17 protein-coding genes and 1 riboswitch are annotated in these 16,455 nt (G+C 71.5%); of the genes, 13 read left to right on the forward strand and 4 right to left on the reverse strand.

From position 1 onward, the window contains the following. Window positions 1-3 precede the first annotated feature (3 nt). From ACGF5O_RS26065 to ACGF5O_RS26075, 3 genes are all read left to right on the forward strand, one after another. Complete coding sequence (locus ACGF5O_RS26065; protein ID WP_393812265.1) at window positions 4-390, forward strand: DUF742 domain-containing protein; 387 nt, start codon at window positions 4-6, stop codon at window positions 388-390. 147 nt (window positions 391-537) lie between these two features. Further along, window positions 538-1,326, forward strand: a complete 789-nt coding sequence (locus ACGF5O_RS26070; RefSeq protein ID WP_393812266.1) for a carbon-nitrogen hydrolase family protein — start codon at window positions 538-540, stop codon at window positions 1,324-1,326. 55 nt (window positions 1,327-1,381) lie between these two features. Continuing rightward, window positions 1,382-3,079: a flavin monoamine oxidase family protein gene (locus ACGF5O_RS26075; RefSeq protein WP_393812267.1), complete on the forward strand. Its 1,698-nt coding sequence runs from the start codon at window positions 1,382-1,384 to the stop codon at window positions 3,077-3,079. A gap of 107 nt (window positions 3,080-3,186) precedes the next feature. Here ACGF5O_RS26075 and ACGF5O_RS26080 read toward each other — a convergent pair whose 3' ends face one another. The 3 genes from ACGF5O_RS26080 to ACGF5O_RS26090 all read right to left on the reverse strand — a co-directional run bounded on the left by ACGF5O_RS26080 (window position 3,187) and on the right by ACGF5O_RS26090 (window position 6,383). Then, window positions 3,187-4,116, reverse strand: coding sequence for an LLM class F420-dependent oxidoreductase (locus tag ACGF5O_RS26080; protein WP_393812268.1), 930 nt, complete (start codon window positions 4,114-4,116; stop codon window positions 3,187-3,189). Between the two features lie 95 nt (window positions 4,117-4,211). Then, window positions 4,212-4,898 (reverse strand): DUF5995 family protein, encoded by a 687-nt coding sequence (locus ACGF5O_RS26085; protein WP_393812269.1) that lies wholly within the window; start codon window positions 4,896-4,898, stop codon window positions 4,212-4,214. A 105-nt stretch (window positions 4,899-5,003) separates the two neighbouring features. Then, window positions 5,004-6,383 (reverse strand): uracil-xanthine permease family protein, encoded by a 1,380-nt coding sequence (locus ACGF5O_RS26090; RefSeq protein ID WP_393812270.1) that lies wholly within the window; start codon window positions 6,381-6,383, stop codon window positions 5,004-5,006. Between the two features lie 142 nt (window positions 6,384-6,525). On the opposite strand from ACGF5O_RS26090, the gene ACGF5O_RS26095 reads away from it, so the two are divergent. After that, a complete protein-coding gene (locus ACGF5O_RS26095; protein ID WP_393812271.1) occupies window positions 6,526-7,785 on the forward strand; it encodes an alginate lyase family protein in 1,260 nt (419 codons plus the stop codon). A 98-nt stretch (window positions 7,786-7,883) separates the two neighbouring features. Beyond that, entirely contained in the window at window positions 7,884-8,342 is a 459-nt protein-coding gene (locus ACGF5O_RS26100) for an acyl-CoA thioesterase (RefSeq protein ID WP_393812272.1), read from the forward strand. Here the strand turns inward: ACGF5O_RS26100 and ACGF5O_RS26105 are convergent. After that, entirely contained in the window at window positions 8,302-9,516 is a 1,215-nt protein-coding gene (locus tag ACGF5O_RS26105) for an MFS transporter (protein WP_393812273.1), read from the reverse strand. The two genes, ACGF5O_RS26100 and ACGF5O_RS26105, sit on opposite strands and share 41 nt — an antisense overlap. A 130-nt stretch (window positions 9,517-9,646) precedes the next feature. Here ACGF5O_RS26105 and ACGF5O_RS26110 point away from each other — a divergent pair, with 130 nt between their 5' ends. The 8 genes from ACGF5O_RS26110 to ACGF5O_RS26145 all read left to right on the forward strand — a co-directional run bounded on the left by ACGF5O_RS26110 (window position 9,647) and on the right by ACGF5O_RS26145 (window position 16,237). Next, window positions 9,647-10,918: an ROK family transcriptional regulator gene (locus ACGF5O_RS26110; protein ID WP_393812274.1), complete on the forward strand. Its 1,272-nt coding sequence runs from the start codon at window positions 9,647-9,649 to the stop codon at window positions 10,916-10,918. A gap of 274 nt (window positions 10,919-11,192) precedes the next feature. Beyond that, a riboswitch (FMN riboswitch) is annotated at window positions 11,193-11,323 on the forward strand. Between the two features lie 156 nt (window positions 11,324-11,479). Next, complete coding sequence (locus ACGF5O_RS26115) at window positions 11,480-12,085, forward strand: riboflavin synthase (protein ID WP_393812275.1); 606 nt, start codon at window positions 11,480-11,482, stop codon at window positions 12,083-12,085. Continuing rightward, window positions 12,082-12,732, forward strand: coding sequence for a nicotinamide riboside transporter PnuC (pnuC, locus tag ACGF5O_RS26120; RefSeq protein ID WP_362584942.1), 651 nt, complete (start codon window positions 12,082-12,084; stop codon window positions 12,730-12,732). Before ACGF5O_RS26115 ends, pnuC begins: the two co-directional genes overlap by 4 nt. Continuing rightward, entirely contained in the window at window positions 12,729-14,021 is a 1,293-nt protein-coding gene (locus tag ACGF5O_RS26125) for a bifunctional 3,4-dihydroxy-2-butanone-4-phosphate synthase/GTP cyclohydrolase II (RefSeq protein ID WP_393812276.1), read from the forward strand. The genes pnuC and ACGF5O_RS26125 overlap by 4 nt, the downstream gene beginning before the upstream one ends. Before the next feature lie 49 nt (window positions 14,022-14,070). Beyond that, the gene (gene ribH, locus ACGF5O_RS26130; protein ID WP_393812277.1) at window positions 14,071-14,556 is read left to right on the forward strand and encodes a 6,7-dimethyl-8-ribityllumazine synthase; all 486 of its coding nucleotides are present in this window, start codon (window positions 14,071-14,073) and stop codon (window positions 14,554-14,556) included. A gap of 34 nt (window positions 14,557-14,590) precedes the next feature. Beyond that, complete coding sequence (locus ACGF5O_RS26135; RefSeq protein WP_030946750.1) at window positions 14,591-14,863, forward strand: phosphoribosyl-ATP diphosphatase; 273 nt, start codon at window positions 14,591-14,593, stop codon at window positions 14,861-14,863. Between the two features lie 55 nt (window positions 14,864-14,918). Continuing rightward, window positions 14,919-15,767, forward strand: coding sequence for an ATP phosphoribosyltransferase (gene hisG / locus ACGF5O_RS26140; RefSeq protein ID WP_393812278.1), 849 nt, complete (start codon window positions 14,919-14,921; stop codon window positions 15,765-15,767). A gap of 14 nt (window positions 15,768-15,781) precedes the next feature. Further along, window positions 15,782-16,237, forward strand: a complete 456-nt coding sequence (locus tag ACGF5O_RS26145) for a PH domain-containing protein (protein WP_393812279.1) — start codon at window positions 15,782-15,784, stop codon at window positions 16,235-16,237. Window positions 16,238-16,455: the final 218 nt, after the last annotated feature.

A 16,455-nucleotide genomic window follows, 5' to 3' on the forward strand; every position in this document is an offset into this window, starting at 1 on the left:
CCGGTGAGCGACGAGCACTGGTACGAGGACGAGACCGGCTCCCTGGTCCGCCCCTACACCGTGACCCGGGGCCGCACCGAGCCCTCCGGCAAGCACACCATCGACCTGATGTCCCAGGTCACGGCCGTGGACCTGGGAGCGGACGCGGGCCGTCCCGGGGTCGACCACGCCCGTGCCGCGCTGCTCGACCTGGTGCGCCGCGGCGCCCGCCCCGTCGTCGAACTCGCCGCGGACGCCGACCTGCCGCTCACCGTCGTACGCGTGCTGCTCGCCGACCTCGCCGAGGCCGGTCTGGTGGGCATCGGAGAGCCGCGCCGGGTGGAGCCGACGGGTCCCGCCGCCGACCCCGAGCTGCTGAAGGTGATCGTGGAGCGGCTGCGGGAGCTGTGACCCCGCGCAACGAATCGCCGCCGGAGCCCCGTCCGACGCAACGAACCGCGCGGCCACGCGCAACGGCTCCGCCTTGTCCGGTCCGGCCCGCCGACCGTACGGTCTAACTGACCCCCAGACCTCCTTCCGTACCCGGTGAGGACCCGCATGCGCACCGCCCTGCTCCAGAGCTCCGGCCGACCCGGCTCCACCGTCGAGAACCTCAAGGTGCTCGACGAGGCCGCCGGCCGGGCCGCCGCCGCGGGCGCCGCGCTGCTCGTCGCCCCGGAGATGTTCCTCACCGGCTACGCGATCGGCGACGACGTCGCCCGCCTCGCGGAGCCGGCCGACGGCGACAGCGCGGACGCGATCGCCGAGCTGGCCCACCGGCACGGCCTCGCGATCACCTACGGCTACCCGGAGCGCGACGGCGACCGCGTCCACAACTCCGCCCAGCTGATCTCCGCCGACGGCACCCGGCTCGCGAACTACCGAAAGTCCCACCTCTTCGGCGGCTTCGAGCGGGACCACTTCACCCCGGGCGACCAGCCGGTCGTCCAGGCGCAGCTGAACGGCCTCACCGTCGGGATCATGATCTGCTACGACGTGGAGTTCCCTGAGCTGGTCCGCGCCCACGCCCTGGCCGGCACCGACCTGCTGCTGGTCCCGACGGCGAACATGCACCCGTTCGAGATCGTCGCCGAGTCCCTGGTCCCGGTGCGGGCCTGGGAGAACCAGATGTACGTCGCCTACGCCAACCGCGTCGGCCAGGAAGGCGAGTTCGAGTTCTTCGGGCTCTCCGCGCTGGCCGGACCCGACGGAGTCGCCCGCGCCCGCGCCGGCCGCGTCGAGGAACTCGTCCTCGCCGATCTCGACCCCGCCCTCCTCGCCGCCTCCCGCGAGGCGAACCCGTACCTGAAGGACCGCCGCCCCGGCCTCTACGGGTCCCTGGCCTGACGACCTCCTCCGCTCCTCTTCACCCTTTTCGCGTTTCGCAAGGAGTCCGTACCCCATGACGTCCACGGTGCCCAACGCCGTCGAGCACGCCGACGCGCAGCAACCGCCGATCACCATGTTCGGCCCGGACTTCCCCTACGCCTACGACGACTTCCTCGCCCACCCGGCGGGCCTCGGCCAGATCCCGGCGACCGAGCACGGCACCGAGGTCGCCGTCATCGGCGGCGGCCTGTCCGGCATCGTGGCCGCCTACGAGCTGATGAAGATGGGCCTGAAGCCGGTCGTCTACGAGGCGGACAGGATCGGCGGCCGGCTGCGGACCGTCGGCTTCGAGGGCTGCGACCCCTCGCTGACCGCCGAGATGGGCGCGATGCGCTTCCCGCCCTCCTCCACCGCCCTCCAGCACTACATCGACCTGGTGGAGCTGGAGACCCGGCCCTTCCCCAACCCCCTCGCGGAGGTGACCCCTTCGACCGTCGTCGACCTCAAGGGCGAGTCGCACTACGCCGAGACGGTCGACGACCTCCCGCAGGTCTACCGGGACGTCGCCGCCGCCTGGAACAAGTGCCTCGACGAAGGCGCCGACTTCTCCGACATGAACCGCGCGATGCGCGAGCGGGACGTGCCGCGCATCCGCGAGATCTGGGCGAAGCTCGTCGAGAAGCTCGACAACCAGACCTTCTACGGCTTCCTCTGCGACTCCGAGTCGTTCAAGTCCTTCCGGCACCGCGAGATCTTCGGCCAGGTCGGCTTCGGGACCGGCGGCTGGGACACCGACTTCCCCAACTCCATCCTGGAGATCCTGCGGGTCGTCTACACCGAGGCCGACGACCACCACCGCGGCATCGTCGGCGGCTCCCAGCAACTGCCGCTCAGGCTCTGGGAGCGCGAGCCGGAGAAGATCGTGCACTGGGCGTACGGGACGTCGCTCGCCAAACTGCACGAGAACGGCGAGCCCCGGCCGGCCGTGACCCGGCTGCACCGCACCACCGGCAACCGGATCACGGTGACGGACGCGAACGGCGACATCCGCACCTACCAGGCGGCGATCTTCACCGCCCAGTCCTGGATGCTGCTCTCCAAGATCGCCTGCGACGACTCGCTCTTCCCGATCGACCACTGGACCGCGATCGAGCGCACCCACTACATGGAGTCCTCGAAGCTGTTCGTGCCGGTGGACCGGCCGTTCTGGCTGGACAAGGACGAGGAGACCGGCCGGGACGTCATGTCGATGACCCTCACCGACCGCATGACCCGCGGCACCTACCTCCTCGACGACGGCCCCGACAAGCCCGCCGTCATCTGCCTCTCCTACACCTGGTGCGACGACAGCCTGAAGTGGCTGCCGCTGTCCGCGCACGAGCGGATGGAGGTCATGCTGAAGTCGCTCGGCGAGATCTACCCGAAGGTCGACATCAGGAAGCACGTCATCGGCAACCCGGTGACCGTGTCCTGGGAGAACGAGCCCTACTTCATGGGTGCGTTCAAGGCCAACCTGCCCGGCCACTACCGCTACCAGCGGCGCCTGTTCACCCACTTCATGCAGGACCGGCTGCCCGCCGACAAGCGGGGCATCTTCCTCGCCGGCGACGACATCTCCTGGACGGCGGGCTGGGCCGAGGGCGCCGTCCAGACCGCGCTGAACGCGGTCTGGGGCGTCATGCACCACTTCGGCGGAGCGACCGACACGACCAACCCCGGCCCCGGCGACGTCTACGACGACATCGCACCGGTCGAGCTCCCCGAGGACTGACCTCAGCGCCCCGTGAGGGGCGCTGGGGGTCCCCCGGCCGAAGGCTGGGGGAGGAACTGCGCGACCGGCCACGACGGCGCCGCAGCCGACCGACGACAGGGGGGGGCTCAGATCCCGGCGGCCCGCGCCTTCTCGTACACCTCGGCGCCGACCTCCTTGAGCTCCTGGGCGTCGCGCGGGGTCGCTTCGAGGTCGATCAGGATCTCCTCCAGGCCGACCGCCGCGTGCGCCACGAGGTCCTCGACGATCTGGTCGGCGTTGCCCTGGAAGGGCTGCCGGTCGGAGCCGTCGTACGCCTTCGGCGTGTACGTGGCGTTGATCCGCAGGACCGTCTGGAGCGGTTCCGTCCGGCCGCGTTCGGCGGCCAGGTCCTGCACGCCCCGCCACTGCGCCGCGAGCTGCTCGGCGCCCATGCCCACCGGCAGCCAGCCGTCGGCGCGGTCGACCAGCCGGGTCAGGGCCTTCTTGTTGGACGCCGCCAGCAGGATCGGGATCGGCCGGGCCGGCTTGGGGCCGACCACGGCGGAGGCGATCTTCGTGAGCTCGCCGTCGTAACGCACCGGGTCCGGGCCCCACACCGCCCGGCACACGTCGATGAGTTCGTCGAGCACCTTGCCGCGCTCCGCGAACGGCCGGATTCCGGCGGCCGCGTACTCGTCGAGGGACCAGCCCGTGCCGAACCCCGCCAGCACCCGGCCGCCGCTCGCCGCGTCCAGCGTGGCGAGGGACCTGGCCAGTTGGAAGGGGTTGTGCAGCGGTGCCACCAGGACACTGCTGCCCAGCCGCACCCGCTCGGTGGCCGCGGCGGCCAGGGCCAGCGTGACCAGGGGCTCGGCCACGCTCCGGTACTCGTCGGGCCAGGGGAGGCCCGGGACGTTGTAGAGGCCCTGGGTCGCGGGCTCCGGGAACAGGGCCCGCTCGAAGACCCAGAGGCTGTCGTAGCCGATCTGTTCGGCGGCGCGTGCCACGTCGGGAACGTCGGTGCCGAGGGAGTACTGCCGCATCTGGGGGAGGCCGAAGCCGAGCCGCGTGGTCATGCCGGTGCTCCTTTGCAGTCGAGTGCCTGCCGTCAACGTAGGGCGGGGGTCCGGGGATTCCGGTGAGGACTCACGGCCGATCGGAACCGGCCAGCTCAGTCGCGCAGCGGGGTGAGCAGCATCCGGCCCGCGAGGCCCACGGCCGCGTCCAGCCGTTCGGTGAACTCCTCGGCCAGATCCCCGAATCCGCGCAGCGCCCACAGTGCCCGTGCCGCCGCCCAGGTCGCGTCCCGGGCCCGCTCCAGGCTCCAGGAACCGAGCAGATGGGTCAGCGGGTCGGCGATCTGGAGCAGGTCGGGCCCCGGCATCAGATCCTCGCGGATGCGTTCCTCCAGCGAGACGAGCAGGTCGCCCACGCGGTCGAACTCGTCCTCCAGGTCGGCCGGTCCGCAGCGCAGCGTGTGGCAGGCGTCGACCACGGCCAGCGCCAGGTCGTGGCCGATGTGGGCGTTGATGCCGGCCAGGGCGAACTGCACCGGGCGGATCCCGGGATGGCGCCGGAAGCGGAACAACGGCCGCCAGCAGGCCGGGGGTCGGCGGCCCGCCTCGTCCGTGTCCACGGCGGTCAGGTAGTGCTCGGCGAACCGCACGTCGAGGGTGGCCGCGGCCCCGGGATTCGCGAACCGGCCCGCGTCCAGGCGCCGTTCGACCTCCTCGGTGACGGCGAGGTAGACCCGGTTGAAGACCGCGATCCCGTCCCGCTCGGGAAGGGCCGCGTCCAGGGCGCGCATCCGGGCGACGACGGTGCCGACCGGAGCGGTGAGGTGGGGCGACTGCGCCATGGGGGAAGGGTCCCAGCTCCGCCCCGGCCCGCGTGCCGACGGGCCCGGCGCTTCCCCGGAACGGGGGAACGGAACAGCCGCGGCGGGAGGGGCGGGACGGCGTGCCTAGGGCCGGGTGTCGTCGTAGGAGCTGGTGCCCTCGTCGAGGAGCGGTTCGGCTCCCTTGAGGTGGGCCGGGGCCAGGGCGCGCAGGACGTGGTAGCCGACGATGACCACCAGGGTGCCGAGGGCGATACCGCTGAGCGAGAAGGTGTCGGAGAACTTCATGCTGACGTTGCCGACCCCGATGATGATGCCGGCCGCCGCCGGGACCAGGTTCAGCGGATTGCGCAGGTCGACCCCGGCGTGCAGCCAGATCTGGGCGCCGAGCAGGCCGATCATGCCGTAGAGGATGACCGTGATGCCGCCGAGGACCCCGCCCGGGATCGCGGCCACGATCGCGCCGAACTTGGGGCAGACGCCGAAGAGCAGCGCGAAGCAGGCGGCGGCCCAGTAGGCGGCGGTGGAGTAGACGCGGGTCGCGGCCATCACGCCGATGTTCTCGGAGTAGGTGGTGTTGGGCGGCCCGCCCACGGCGGTGGAGAGCATCGAGGCGACGCCGTCGGCCGAGATCGCCGTGCCCAGCTTGTCGTCGAGCGGGTCGCCGGTCATCTCGCCGACCGCCTTGACGTGCCCGGTGTTCTCGGCGACCAGGGCGATGACGACGGGCAGGGCGACGAGGATCGCCGACCACTGGAAGGACGGCCCGTGGAAGGACGGCAGCCCGATCCAGTCGGCCTTGCCGACACCGGAGAGGTCCAGGCGCCAGTGGTCGGTGACCTTGCCGCCCGGGCCCACGGAGTGGATCCGGCCGAAGATCCGGTCCTGGGCCCAGGAGAGGGCGTACCCGAAGAGCAGGCCCAGGAAGATCGCGATGCGGGACCAGAAACCACGCAGACAGACGACGGCCAGAGCGGTGAACGCCATCACCAGCAGGGCGGTCCACTGGTCCTGCGGCCAGTAGGTGGAGGCGGTGACCGGCGCGAGGTTGAAGCCGATCAGCATCACGACCGCGCCGGTGACGATCGGCGGCATCGCGGCGTGGATGATCCGGGCGCCGAAGCGCTGGACGGCGAGCCCGATCAGGAAGAGCACGGCGCCGACCACGAAGACCGCGCCGGTCACGGTGGCGCTGGTGCCGCCCTGTGCGCGGATGACGGCGGCCACCCCGACGAAGGACAGCGAACAGCCCAGGTAGCTGGGCACCCTTCCACGCGTCGCCAGCAGGAAGATCACGGTCGCGACGCCGGACATCATGATCGCGAGATTCGGGTTCAGACCCATCAGCACCGGGGCGACGAAGGACGCGCCGAACATCGCGACCACGTGCTGGGCGCCGAGCCCGACCGTCCGCGGCCAGGAGAGCCGTTCGTCGGGGCGTACCACCGCGCCGGGCGCGGGCGTGCGTCCGTCGCCGTGCAGTTTCCAGCGCACGCCGAGATCCATGGTGGGCTTCGCTTTCCTTGTACGTGAATACGGTCCGAACCATTGTCACGGCTACCACGCGGTTCTACGCTCGCACGGTCCTACTCATGAACCGAGTTCATATATCTGATTTCAGGTTGATCGGAGCAGATCGGAGCACTCGATGAGTGGAAGATCCCGCGCGGCCGTACTGCTGACGACCCTGGTGGCGTTCGGAGCGGTCCTCGTCCCCTCCGCGCACGCCACGAGCAGGGCCCCGGACACCGCCGTCCTCGACGGCGCCCGCCTCCAGCACACCAGGGCCGAACTGCGCGACGGCGACCCGCGGCTGCGGCACGCGCTGCGCGACCTGACCACCCGCGCCGACGCCTGGCTGGACCAGGGCCCCTGGACCGTCGTCGACAAGCCCAAGCCCGCCCCGGGCGGCGACGTCCACGACTACCTCAGCCAGGCCCCCTACTGGTGGCCCACCACCACGCCCACCGCAGACAACCCCTGGGGCTGCCCCTACGTCCAGCGCGACGGGCAGCGCAATCCCGAGGTCGACAGCGGCACCGACCGCCAGGACGTCGAGAAGGTCTTCGACTCGACGTACGACCTCTCGCTGGCCTGGTACTACACCGGGAAGCGGGAGTACGCCCAGAAGGCCGGGCAGGTCCTGCGCACCTGGTTCCTCGACCCGGCGACCCGGATGAACCCGAACCTGAACCACGCCCAGTTCATCCCGTGCAAGTACGACGGCCGGTCCATCGGCATCATCGACTTCTCCCAGTCGTACACGAGCGTGGTCGACGCGCTGGCGATCCTCGGCACCGGAGCCCCCGGCTGGAGCGCCGGTGACCGGGCCGGGATGCGGAGCTGGAACACCGACTTCCTCGGCTGGCTGAAGGACAGCGCCTTCGGCAAGGAGGAGGGGGCCGCCGCCAACAACCACGGCACCTTCTACGACATGCAGCTCGCCGCCCTCGCCTACGCGACCGGCGACAAGGCGCTGGCCAGGAAGACCGTGCTGGACGCGGCGGCGAAGCGGATAGACCCGCAGGTCGCGGGGGACGGCAGCCAGCCGCAGGAACTGGCCCGCACCAGGAGCTGGCACTACTCGACCTTCGACCTGGTCGCCTACACCCGGCTCGCGGCCATCGGCCGGCACGTCGGCGTGAACCTGTGGAGCTACCGGGGGCCGGACGGGCAGAGCCTGTTCAAGGCCGTGGACTACCTGCTGCCGGCCGCGACCGGGGCGGCCGCCTGGTCCCACCCCGAGCTGGAGTTCCACCGGTACGCGGCGAGCGACGTCGTGCACGCGGCGGCCGACGCGGGCGACAAGGCGGCCCGGCAGGCGGTGCGGCGGCTGGAGACGCCGCCGGGCGGCGACCTCTGGGCCCTGCGCCCGGCCGCCGAGCAGCTGGACTCGATCGCGGGCTGAGCAGCCCCTCGGCCGGCCCCTCCCAGGCCGGGGCTCCTGAGCGTCCGCTTAGGATGGAGTGTCCCCACCGCTTCGTCCAGTGCTCAGGAGCCCCACCCGTGACCGCCGAAGCCCTGCCCGCGCCCGCCCTCTCCTACGGCCGGCTGCTGCCGGTCAGCGTCCACTTCGACGACCTCGACGCGCTCGGGATGCTGCACAACGCCCGCTACCCGCTGCTGGTCGAGCGCGCCTGGACCGAACTGTGGCAGGAGCACGGCATCCGCTTCGACGGCGACTGGGCCACCGCCGGCGACGCCTGCAACGTGGTCAAGGAGCTGCTGATCAGCTACGAGGCGCCGGTCACCAGGTCGGGCGGCTACGCCGTCCACCTCTGGCTGGAACGTCTCGGCACCACCGGCCTGACCTACGGCTTCCGCTTCTGCTCGCCGGACGGCGCGACCACCTACGCGCGAGGCACCCGGGTGCTCGTCCGGCTGGACGCGGCCACCCTGCGCCCCGCGCCGTGGAGCGAGCCGTTCAGGACCGCGGGCCGGGAACTGCTGCGGCCTCGGGGCTGACCTCCGCACGAGCGCCCCGCGCCCCGGCGCGCAGCACGCCCGCGAACACCACAAGACCCAGGGCCAGCGCCGTGACCACGCAGAACGACACCACCAGACTGGTCGCCTGGGCGATGCCGCCGATCAGGCTCGGCGCGATCAGGCCCGAGGTGTAGGTGATCGTCGCCACGCCCGCGATGGCCTGACTCGGGTTCGGCCCGGCGTGCCCGGCCGCCGCGAAGCAGAGCGGTACGACGACCGCGATGCCGAGGCCCATCAGCGCGAACCCGGTCATCGCCACCGCAGGCTGCCCGGCCAGGACCACCAGCAGCCCGCCGAACGCGGCCAGCACACCCCCGGCGCGCACGGTACGGACCGCGCCGAAGCGGTTCACCACCGCGTCCCCGCTGATCCGGGCCACCGCCATGGCCAGCATGAATCCGGTGGTGGTGGCCGCCGCGAGCCCCGCCGAACTGTCCATCCGGTCCCGCAGGAACACCGCCGACCAGTCCAGGCTCGCCCCCTCCGCGAACACCGCGCAGAAGCCCACCGTGCCGATGAGCAGCGCCGACCGGGGCGGCAGCGTGAACCGCGGCGGCGGCTCCTCGTCCTCGCCGGGCCTGACGTCCAGGACGAAGCCGGCCGCCAGCACGCCCAGCACGGTGAGAACGACCGAGGCCAGCGCGAAGTGCACGCGCGCGTCCGTGCCCAGATGCGCGGCGAGGGTGCCCGCCGCCGAGCCGATCAGGGTGCCCGCGCTCCACATGCCGTGCAGCCCCGACATGATCGACCGGTCGAGCACCCGCTCGATCTCCACGCCGAGCGCGTTCATCACCACGTCCGCCATGCCGGCGCTCGCGCCGTACACGAACATGGCCAGACACAGCAGGTACAGGTTGGTGGCGAGTGACGGCAGGATCAGCGACAGCGTCCACATCGCGATCAGCCCGCGCAGCGCCGTACGGCTGCCGAAGCGGTGGCTGATCCGGCCGGCCAGCGGCATCGAGCACGAGGCGCCGAACGCCGTGAAGGCGAGCGCGAAGCCCAACTGCCCGGCGCTGAGCGAGGCATGGTCCTGGACCCACGGCACCCGGGTCGCGAACGAGCCGGTGACGGCACCGTGCACGGTGAACACGGCCGCCACGGCGTACCGCGCGCGCTTCACCCCGTGCCGCTCGTTGCCCACGTCTTTCATGGTCCTGCCCCTCCCGGGTGGGTGCCGCCCCGCCGGCCTCGCTGCCCGCCGTAAACTATCAGGGACCCTGCCTGATAGATAGGGTCTTTTGTGGCCGTCCTGGGCCATCGGATCTGGGAGGATGCCCGTCATGCCCGCATCACCGAGCACCGCCCGGGCCATCAACGACCGGCTCGCGCTGGACCTGCTCCAGCGGGAAGGCCCGCTGACGGCAGGGCAGTTGAAGCAGCTGACCGGACTGTCCCGGCCGACCGTCGCCGACCTCGTCGAACGGCTCGCCGCGTCCGGACTGATCACGGTGGTCGGCGAGTCGGGCGAGCAGCGCCGGGGTCCGAACGCCCGGCTGTACGGCATCGTCGCCGACCGCGCGTACCTGGCCGCCCTCGACGTACGCACCGAGAGCGTCTCCGTGCTCGTCTCCGACCTGGTGGGACGGGTGCTGGCGGAAGGGTCGGTGCCGGTCGCCCCGGAGGAGGGGGAGGCGGCGGCCGTCGAGCAGGCGGTGGAGCTGGTGGAGCGCGCGGCCAAGGAGGCGGGGGCGTCCGGGGGCGGGGGGCTGCTGCACACCGTGGGCATCGGGGCGCCCGGGCTCGTCGACCCGGCCACCGGCGAACTCCGCGACTCGGCCGGCCTGCCCGTCTGGCACCGCAGGCTCGTCGCGGCCCTCCAGGAACGGTTCCCGCAGGCCCGGGTCGGCGTCGAGAACGAGACCAACCTGGCCGCCCTCGCCGAACAGCGGGAGGGTGCCGCCCAGGACCGCGACACCTTCGTCCTGCTCTGGCTGGGCAACAGCTGCGGCGCCGCCGTCGTCCTCGACGGCAGCCTGCGCCGGGGCGCCTCCGGCGGCACGGGCGAGATCGGCTTCCTCCCGGTGCCGGGCACGACAGGCCTGCCGACGGCGACGGACTGCTCGGGGGGCTACCACTCCCTGGTGGGAGCGGCGGCGATCGTGGAACTGGCGCGGGAGTGCGGGGTGGGGCCGGGGGACCTGTCCGCCGACCGTGTGGTCAAGGAGGCGGTAGGCCTGTCGGCGGGCGGCGCCCCGGTCGCGCCCCATAGGGGCGCGGGGAACCGCGCGACCAGCCGCGACGGCGCCGCGGACGACGACCGGCCGTCCCCGGCACACGCCCGTTTCCTGGACACCCTCGCCGACCGCATCGCCGTAGGCGTCGCCGCCGTCGTCGCCGTCCTGGACCCCGGCTGCGTGGTCCTCGGCGGCGAGATCGGCCCCGCCGGCGGAGCGGCACTCGCCACCCGGGTCGAGGCGCGGCTCCGCCGCATGTCCCCGCTGGCCACCGAGGTGCGCGCCGGCGCACTCGGCGGCGCGGCCGTCCTGCGCGGCGCCCTGCTCACCGCCCGCGAGCGCGCCCAGGACGAACTCTTCGCGGCACCGGACCGCTGACCCGGCACCGCGGGCCCGAACGGGCAGCCCGGACTGGGCGGGCCCGGCGACGGGCAAGGGCCGTCGTCACCGCCACCGGGTCCGTCCGCACCCTAAAAGGACTAGACCAGTGGGGTCAATAGATATGAATCAGAGTCAAGAGTCCTGGTCCGGGCGCCAGTTGCGCACACGCCGGTCCGGCTGGGAAGTCCAGTGGCACGTGCTGTGAGGCACCCCACATGGTTCCCCTGCATGGACCGCGATCGGGCGTGGCACACTGGCCGTGTACCAGAAGCAGCGCACTCCGGGGTCGGTGAAAGTCCGAACCGGCGGTTACAGTCCGCGACCCGTCCGCTTCCAGCGGCCGGTTGACCAGGTGAAATTCCTGGACCGACGGTTAAAGTCCGGATGGGAGGCAGTGCGCGGCGGGCGAGCATGTACGTGTGCGCGCCGCCGTATCTGGTCTCGTCCCTCGTGGGCGGGGCCTTTTCGGCGTCGCCCTCGGTGTGATCGTCCGTTCATTCTGTCGTCCGTCGACAGGCCCCGGAGTCCGTGCCCCGTTGAGGCAGGAGGACCCGGGAAGTGTTCACCGGAATCGTCGAAGAGCTGGGTGAGGTCACCGCCGTCGAGAACCTCGGCGACGCGTCCCGTTTCCGGCTCCGTGGCCCCGTAGTGACCGAGGGCGCGCAGCACGGCGACTCCATCGCCGTGAACGGCGTCTGTCTGACCGTCGTGGAGCACGAGGGCGACGAGTTCACCGCCGACGTCATGGCGGAGACCCTCAAGCGTTCCTCCCTCGGTGCCCTGGACGTCGGCTCCCGCGTCAACCTGGAGCGCCCCACCGCGGTCGGCTCCCGCCTCGGCGGCCACATCGTGCAGGGCCATGTCGACGGCACCGGCCAGGTCCTGGCCCGCACCCCCTCCGAGCACTGGGAGATCGTCAAGGTCTCCCTCCCGGCCGACCTCGCCCGCTACGTCGTCGAGAAGGGCTCGATCACGGTCGACGGCATCAGCCTCACCGTCGTCGAGGCCGGCCCCGACTACTTCACGGTCAGCCTGATCCCCACCACCCTCGACCTCACCACCCTCGGCCGCAAGCAGCCCGGCGACCCGGTCAACCTGGAGGTCGACGTCGTCGCCAAGTACGTGGAGCGCCTGCTCGCGAACACGCAGGGAGCGGACCGGTGAACTGGCTGAACTCCGAGGCCTTCGCCATGTTCGGCCAGCACATCCTCTGGTCGGACATGATCGGCAACATCCTCGGCCTGGCCGCACTCGCCCTCGGCTGGCGCCGCAACCTGTGGAGCTGGCCGGTCCAGTTCGCCTCCGGCCTGATCCTCTTCGGTGCCTTCTTCGGCCACCTCACCGGCAGCGCAGGCAAGCAGGTCGTCGTCATGGTGGTCGCCCTGTACGGCTGGTGGCAGTGGAACCGCAACAGGGGCCGGGCCGAGGACGGCGGTGACGGCCACATCGCGCCCCGCTTCGCCACCTGGCAGGAGCGCGGTGCGATGGTCGCCGCCGCGGCCGTCGGCACGGTCGCCGTCGCCCTGCTCTTCAAGGCCTACCCGTCCCTGTCCTGGGACCCCTGGCCGGACGCCTACATCTTCGTCGGCACCGTCGTCGCCATGTACGCCCAGGCGCGCGGCATGGTCGAGTTCTGGATCGCCTGGCTCCTGGTCGACGCGGTCGGCGTCCCCCTCAACTTCACCAACGGCTACGCCTTCTCCGGCTTCGTCTACGTCATCTACGGCGCGCTCGTCCTGTGGGGCCTGCGCGACTGGTGGCTGCGCTCCCGCCAGGGCACGCGGCCCGCTCTGGAAGGAGCACCCGCATGACCGCGGCACCGATCCTGTACAGCGCCGAGGGCGTCGAGGACCTCACGCTCGACCCGGTCGAACAGGCCATCGCCGACATCGCGGCCGGCCGCCCGATCGTGGTCGTCGACGACGAGGACCGCGAGAACGAGGGCGACCTCGTCATCGCCGCCGAGAAGATCACCCCCGAGATCGTCGCCTTCATGATGAGCGAGTGCCGCGGCCTGATCTGCGCCCCGATGGAGGGCGAGGAGCTGGACCGGCTCGAACTGCCGCAGATGGTCGGCGACAACACCGAGTCCATGAAGACCGCGTTCACCGTCTCCGTGGACGCCTCCGCCGCGCACGGCGTCACCACCGGCATCTCGGCCGCCGACCGCGCCACCACGCTCCGGCTGCTGGCGAGCGGCGCCGCCGAACCGGCGGACCTCGTCCGCCCCGGCCACATCTTCCCGCTGCGCGCCCGCTCCGGTGGCGTCCTGGTCCGCAACGGCCACACCGAGGCCGCCGTCGACCTCGCCCGTCTCGCGGGCCTGCGCCCGGCCGGCGCCATCGTGGAGATCGCCGGCGAGGACGGCCGGATGCTCCGGCTCCCCGAGCTGATCCCGTTCGCCCGCAAGCACGGTCTGACGATCATCTCCATCGCGGACCTGGTCGCCCACCGCCGGGCCGCCGAACCCACCGTGCGCCGCGAGGCCGAGGTCAACCTGCCCACCAAGCACGGGGCCTTCACCGCCTACGGCTACCGCTCCACCACCGACGGCGTCGAGCACGTCGCCCTCGTCCACGGCGAGATCGGCGACGGCGAGGACGTCGTGGTCCGCGTCCACTCCGAGTGCCTCACCGGGGACGTCTTCGGCTCCGCCCGCTGCGACTGCGGCCCCCAGCTCGACGCCGCCCTGGACCGCATCCAGGACGAGGGCCGGGGCGTCGTCGTCTACCTGCGCGGCCACGAGGGCCGGGGCATCGGCCTGCTGTCCAAGCTGCGCGCCTACGAACTCCAGGAACGCGGCCGGGACACCCTCGACGCCAACCTCGAACTCGGCCTGCCCGCCGACGCCCGCGACTACGGCGCCGGCGCCCAGATCCTGGCCGACCTTGGGGTGCACAGCGTCCGCCTGATGACCAACAACCCCGACAAGAGCGACGCGCTGCTGAGCCACGGCCTCAAGATCAGCGGACGCGAGCCGATGCCCGTGCAGGCGGGCGAGCACAACCTCCGGTACCTGCGCACCAAGCGGGACCGGATGGGCCACGACCTGCCCTGGCTGGACACGCCCCCGGCGATGTCCACCTGCGGCAACCAGTAGACCGTGGCCGACAGCGGCCACCAGCACAGAAACAGCACTGAGGAGAGACGTGAGCGGCAAGGGTGCACCTGAACTGTCCGTACGCAATGTCAGCGACCTGCGGGTCGCCGTCATCGCGTCCCAGTGGCACGAGAAGGTGATGGACGGACTGGTGGACGGCGCCCTGCGCGCCCTGCGCGACCTGGGGATCGACGAGCCGACCCTGCTCCGGGTCCCCGGCAGCTGGGAGCTCCCGGTCACCGCCAAGGTCCTCGCCGGGCGCGGCTACGACGCGATCGTCGCCCTCGGCGTCGTCATCCGCGGCGGCACCCCGCACTTCGAGTACGTGTGCCAGGGCGTCACCCAGGGCCTCACCCAGGTCTCCGTGGAGACCGGCGTCCCGGTCGGCTTCGGCGTCCTCACCTGCGACGACGAGCAGCAGGCCCTGGACCGCGCCGGTCTCGCGGGCTCCAACGAGGACAAGGGCCACGAGGCGGTGACGGCGGCGGTGGCGACGGCGGCCACCCTCCGCTCAGTATCTGAACCCTGGCACTGAGCGACGCGGCGATTGGCGTAGTCTGGCGCTCACCATGTCCAACAAGACTTTCGAGGAGCTCTTCACCGAGCTCCAGCACAAGGCCGCCCACGGCGACCCCGCCACCTCCCGCACCGCCGAGCTGGTAGGCAAGGGGGTCCATGCCATCGGCAAGAAGGTCGTCGAAGAGGCCGCCGAGGTCTGGATGGCCGCCGAGTACGAGGGCAAGGAAGCGGCCGCCGAGGAGATCTCGCAGCTGCTCTACCACGTCCAGGTGATGATGGTCGCCCGCGGAATCTCGCTGGACGACGTCTACGCCCACCTGTAGAACTTTTTCCGACAAACCCGCTGTTTCAGGCATTCAAGCAAAGGAAGCCGACCTCATGCTGCGCATCGCCGTCCCCAACAAGGGTTCCCTCTCAGGCCCTGCGGCGGACATGCTGCATGAGGCCGGCTACCGGCAGCGCCGGGAGTCCAAGGAACTCCGCATCGTCGACCCGGTCAACGACGTCGAGTTCTTCTACCTCCGCCCCCGCGACATCGCGATCTACGTCTCCTCCGGCCGCCTCGACATCGGCATCACCGGCCGCGACCTGCTGGTGGACTCCGGCGCCAACGCCGAGGAGATCCTGCCGCTCGGCTTCGCCCGCTCCACCTTCCGCTTCGCCTCCAAGCCCGGCGAGGCGACCGGCCTGGCCGACCTGAAGGGCAAGACGGTCGCCACCTCCTACGAGGGCATCGTCGCCAAGCACCTCTCCGACAGCGGTGTCGACGCCTCCGTCGTGCACCTGGACGGCGCCGTCGAGACCGCCATCGAGCTGGGCGTCGCCGAGGTCATCGCCGACGTCGTCGAGACCGGCACCAGCCTGCGCAACGCCGGCCTGGAGGTCTTCGGCGAGCCGATCATGAAGTCCGAGGCGATCGTGGTCCGCCGCACCGGCGCCGACGCCGAGGAGCCCAAGGTCCAGCAGTTCCTGCGCCGCCTCCAGGGCGTCCTGGTCGCCCGGACGTACGTGATGATGGACTACGACTGCCGGGTCGAGCAGCTGGAGAAGGCCGTCGCCCTCACCCCCGGCCTGGAGTCGCCGACCGTCTCCCCGCTGCACAACGAGGGCTGGGTCGCCGTCCGCGCCATGGTCCCCACCAAGGACGCCCAGCGGATCATGGACGACCTGTACGACATCGGCGCCCGCGCCATCCTGACCACGGCCATCCACGCCTGCCGCCTCTGAGACACGCACGAGAGATGTCCGAGATCCCTTCCCTTCCCGTCACCTTCCGGCCGGGCCTCACCCGAGTGATCCTGCTCACCGCGGGTGTCGCGATCTTCGCCACCATCTCCGCGGTCGCCCTGCTCCTCGAGCAGCTCGGCCCGGGGGAGAAGCTCAGCTTCGTCGTCACCGGCGCGCTGGTCTTCTGGGTGCTGGCCCAGCTGGCCCGGGTGAAGGTGGTCGCCGACGAGTCCGGGGTCACCGTCGTCAACATCGCCGGCAAACGGCGCCTGGCGTGGGCGGAGATCGTCCAGGTGAACCTCCGCCCGGGTGACCCGTGGGTGTTCCTCAACCTCAGCGACGGCACCAGCCTGCCCGCGCTCGGCATCCAGCCGGGCATCGCCAAGCGGCACGCCATCGCCGACGCCACGGCCCTGCGCGCCCTCGTCGAGGCCCACACGGTCCGCGACCCGGAACAGCATCAGGGCTGAAATCACGCAACTTCGGGGGCGTCTCCGGGCCGTCGCCCCTGCCGCACCGGGCCCTGTCTTGATTAATCTGTTGGCGGAGGCTTTTCACGTCCCGCCTCCGCCCCTGTAGCGCGCCCCGCGCACAGGGGTTCCTGCTAACCGAGGAGTGACCCTCTCCGGCGATGGACGGATCGTCCTGTAGTACCTGCGCCGCCCCCTCCCGACATACCACGGACCGC

It is taken from the genome of Streptomyces sp. NPDC048291, assembly GCF_043201715.1.
Classification (GTDB): Bacteria; Actinomycetota; Actinomycetes; order Streptomycetales; family Streptomycetaceae; genus Streptomyces.